We start from the raw sequence: 3,901 nt of genomic DNA, 5'->3' as shown, positions 1-3,901 counted from the left end.
ACACAAGAGTTAGTGCAGAAAGGTCATACAGTTACGGTTATCAGCAGCAAACCCGAAAAGCAAAAAGACATTGAAGCCTTGGATGCCACCGCAGCCATCGGCTCATTGGAAGACGTTGGTTTTCTCACGACTACTTTTACTGGTGCAGATGGTGTGTATTGTATGATACCGCCAAACAACTACTTCGATCAGAACCTTAACCTATTGGCGTATTATCAAAGAATCGCCAATAACTATGCACAAGCCGTTCAGCAGTCGGGCGTAAAGCGTGTGGTTTACCTCAGTAGCATTGGTGCTCATTTAGAGAAAGGTTCAGGTATTATTCTCGGTCATCATAAAGGAGAAGGTATCATGAGTAATCTGTCGGATGTTGCCATCACCTTCATGCGTCCCGTTGCTTTCTACTACAATTTATATGGCTATGTAGGAATGATCAAAACCCAGGGCGTTATTGCGGCAAATTACGGTGCAGATGATAAGGATGTATGGGTTTCCCCCATAGATATTGCTGCTGCCATTGCTGAAGAACTTGAAACACCGCTTGTTGGCTGCAAAGTGCGGTATGTAGCAAGTGACGAATGTACCGGCAACGAAACTGCAAATATTTTAGGTGCAGCTATTGGAAAGCCTGATTTGAAATGGATTATTATTCCCAGCGAACAAATGCAAAGTGGTTTAGAAGCGTTAGGGATGAACCCAAATATTGCTGCGGGTTTGGTTGAAATGTATGCCGGGGTTCATAGCGGCATATTTTTAGAGGATTATTACCACAATAGACCAACCATTATGGGAAAAGTAAAGATGACAGATTTTGCAAAGGAATTTGCTGCTGCTTTTTAAAAAGGTTGATTGTTTTTGTACAAAGAGGCTGTCTCAAGAGGGGTAACCTCTTTAATTTTTTCATTACAGGCTCAATAAAATTGTAAGTAATGGTGACGATGAGATAAACATTTAAGCACTTAAATATCAGTAATCTAGTTCTTATTTTGTGTTGTTGGGGCGATCGGATATACTCAATTATCTAAATTTCATGCGATCGCTTAATTATTGTGAATAACCCTGAACTAAATAACTTACCTCCGATTAAACTTATTCCCTTAGACGCTGAGACTGCATCGTTTTCTGGGCGCACAGCGAGTAGAAGACCACCCACGGATATTCCGTGGGTAAAGGTGCTAGAGTTTTTACGCAGCAACAATCTCGCACCCAACAGCCGCAAGCTTTATGAGCGCGAACTTAAAAGGTTTTTGGCTTGGAGTGAGCTGCATTATCATGAACTACGCCCCCGTCACTTCGCACTATATAAAGAGTATCTGCGGGATGAACTGCGGACTGATGCAGGTAATCCCCTTTCAAAAAGCAGTATAAATGCCTCAGTTGCGGCACTCAAAAGCTTTTTTAAATGGATGTGCTATACGTATCCTGACATTATTGCTACTAATCCCACACTGGGGATAAAACTGGAAAAAGTACCACTGCCACCAGCCCAGAGTTTAACCCCAGAACAGATGGAGCGGGTGTGGTCAGCGTTGGAATTGTTGGGAGAAACAAAACAACGAGATACTGCGCTTGTCCACATCCTTAGTCATGGTTTAAGAGCTGGGGAAGTTGTCGATTTAAATGTTGGGTCTTTTGATGGCAAGCTGCTGTTTTTACCAGATACCAAAACCAATGAACCACGCTTAGTTCCACTGCGAAAAGAGAGTCGGGAAGTTTTAGCAGAGTATTTGCTTACGCGCGAACAGCAAGGAGAGGTGTTAAACAGTCTTAGCCCACTGATGATTTCACACCATGCTTCATACAAAGGTGAACGCTTGAGTTATCACGGCATTTACTTCGCTGTGGAAAAAATCGGTGAAATAGCTCACATTGAGGATTTACATCCTCACTCCTTTCGACATACTTACGCCACTGATTTATTACTGTTGGGTGTTGACCCAGGCCATGCTCGTAAGCTAACGGGACATCAAAGCGAGAAAGCGTTTCGGCGCTATACCCTTCGCAGCGAACAAGAAGCGGCGTAGTTTACCGCCGTAGGCATCGCTGCTTACTATCGCGCGATTGGCGAAGAAGCGGAGTAAGGTATGCCGAAGCCGTTAGACCCCAAGTGTCAGTTATGTTCTAAACTACCAACAACCCAAGCAAAACTACTGCATGGGCCACAAGGGGATGGGTGCTGGAATCCAAAAGTCTGTCATAATCGCCGCTCATTCTATCGCCACCGCTCCCAGAAGAATTCAGCAGAAATTGATTCAGTAACAGTCGAACCACCAGCAACGTATTTTGCAGTGCTGTATTTGTATAAAGAACCAGGGGATAAACCATTACACGCTATGTCGGCAGAACTCTGGCTAGGGCAAAAACCTGTTTGTCGCCTGGAACCAATTCACTGTTTTGGGCTAACGGCTGGCAAGATCCGCGCCTATACAGATCAGGTGTTGCAGGCGTTTGCGAAACAATATGGTGTTTCACTCTATCAATATAAAGATATGTTTGAGATTACCTCAAGCTACTGCCCAGTGCGACCTTGCCCGTTAAATCCTGAATTGTAGCAATGACCACATACCACCAATTAACAATCTGGGATGTGCTTGATGAGTTGTCCGAATCTCCAGCGACATCCTCACTTGTACCGATGTGGGAATGTTTAGATGCGGAGCTTGAAACATTACCCTTGGAGGCACAGTTATCAACCGCAGCGCTTGCTTTCAATCAAATTGCGGATATTCTCAAGTCTCGTGCCGAAGTGCTGTTGCAAGATACCCGCGATCGCAATAGCCTTTTGGGGCCAATTATTAGCACCGATCTCTTTGCTGGTCTAGTGCGGACAACAATGCACCTAGATTTAGATGATTTGATTGAACCGGAAACACCACAAACCTTTAAACCGCATGGCCCACACCAATTTTCACATTTCACTGAGTCGGGTGATTCTGTAGCAGCACCCGTTGAGAAAGCGAATGTTTTGGCAATGCTCGATGAGGTGACAACTTTAGAAGATGTCCGCAATTTGGCATCAGACGAAGATGTCCCAAAATGGCAAAGTGCCATCGCCAACTACCTGATAAATGTCAAAGATGAAATTTCTTTGGTTAAACTGCAACGTGCGTTGGAAATGCCGATGGTAGAAGTCTGGTTGGGATTATTGCTGGGTGGGTTTACACTAGAACAGCGTGGTGATTTTTATCACAACCATAATGTCTGGGTGAAAAGCTCTCCTTCCTACTACCAATAACAATACATTCGCCATATAGGAGAGTCCGCGAACGCTTACCGCTTTCATACACCGAGTTAATTGTTGCATTGTGTCTTTGTTGGATTAACCTCTTGTTTACTAGCTGTATCGTCACTTTTGCTGTCTCCAAACAAGGTTGTACTCTCTCTCAACTGCTGGCAGCAAAGCGTGCAAGGATGACAGGTACGGTTTAGCTTGTTTCCTCAACCCCTGCAACTGCAAAATGCTTGAAACCCTTGATTTCTCGTTAAAATAGTATTAGTAGTTAATAGCCTCCAGAAGTTAGTTTGAGCGCTATTGAGCTTACTCTTGGTCAGAAGATTCTTTATCTTCTTCGTCATCCTTGTCAAAATTTGTATTGCTGAGGGGGACTTATGGGTGAATCGAAACGCCGAAAGGCAATATTAGGTAATCACTATGGTTTGCCTAATATTTTCAATGAAGTCCAATCAATGTGGACGCAGATTAATTTCTCGATCAAGCGAGTCAAAGATTCTGATAATGGATGTTTACTTGTTCAGTGTTCCAACAACGACCGAGGATTCCATCAAGACAGGGTTAGCGCGTCTCAAACCCTATTGACAGTGGGATTCTAGGAGAGGATTGAATTTGGGAGAGATGCGGCTAACACAGAAAGCATATACTGATCATTCATAGCGGCTCGCC

4 protein-coding genes are annotated in these 3,901 nt (G+C 44.0%); all 4 read left to right on the top strand.

Translation table 11 applies throughout. The features are described 5' to 3' along the window. The coding region (locus H6G97_RS47210) for an NAD(P)H-binding protein (RefSeq protein WP_190947267.1) at positions 1 to 840 on the top strand (840 nt) is incomplete at its 5' end. A gap of 206 nt (positions 841 to 1,046) precedes the next feature. Next, the gene (locus H6G97_RS47205) at positions 1,047 to 2,024 is read left to right on the top strand and encodes a tyrosine-type recombinase/integrase (RefSeq protein WP_190947268.1); all 978 of its coding nucleotides are present in this window, start codon (positions 1,047 to 1,049) and stop codon (positions 2,022 to 2,024) included. Positions 2,025 to 2,084: 60 nt separating this feature from the next. Next, positions 2,085 to 2,552 (top strand): hypothetical protein, encoded by a 468-nt coding sequence (locus H6G97_RS47200; RefSeq protein ID WP_190916386.1) that lies wholly within the window; start codon positions 2,085 to 2,087, stop codon positions 2,550 to 2,552. Positions 2,553 to 2,554: 2 nt separating this feature from the next. Further along, positions 2,555 to 3,235 carry a hypothetical protein gene (locus H6G97_RS47195; protein WP_190947266.1) on the top strand — a complete coding sequence of 227 codons (681 nt, stop codon included), beginning with the start codon at positions 2,555 to 2,557 and terminating at the stop codon, positions 3,233 to 3,235. Positions 3,236 to 3,901: the final 666 nt, after the last annotated feature.

The organism is Nostoc flagelliforme FACHB-838 (genome assembly GCF_014698065.1).
Lineage (GTDB): Bacteria > Cyanobacteriota > Cyanobacteriia > Cyanobacteriales > Nostocaceae > Nostoc > Nostoc flagelliforme_B.
Note: the sequence above shows the minus strand (reverse complement) of the source record. Positions and strands in the feature narration are given on the sequence as shown.